General features: G+C 49.1%; 1 protein-coding gene. It reads left to right on the forward strand.

Features of this window, described 5'->3' with window-relative positions:
* The coding region (locus AAEZ05_RS28380) for an ATP-binding protein (RefSeq protein WP_350649901.1) at window positions 1-279 on the forward strand (279 nt) is incomplete at both ends.

Raw genomic sequence — 279 nt, forward strand, 5'->3', positions numbered from 1 at the left:
CTTTCATAGAAACAGCTGACGTAGAAGACAGCGACGTGGTGTCTGAAAATGAAGTTAATAAGCAAGCCCAAGAGCAGCTGATGATATGTGTACGGGACTGCGGTGATGGAGTAGAAGAAGATCAATTAGAGCGCATCATGCAGCCCTTTGAACGTGGTGAAACAGCGCGAACCACGCAAGGTAGTGGTCTAGGTCTGGCTATTGTTGATCGTATCGCCCACTTGCATCATGGTACGGTTGAGGCCATCAATCATCCTGATGGCGGCCTACAAGTCTGTG

This window comes from Pseudomonas sp. HY13-MNA-CIBAN-0226 (genome assembly GCF_040310305.1).
GTDB classification, from domain to species: Bacteria; Pseudomonadota; Gammaproteobacteria; order Pseudomonadales; family Pseudomonadaceae; genus Aquipseudomonas; species Aquipseudomonas gregormendelii.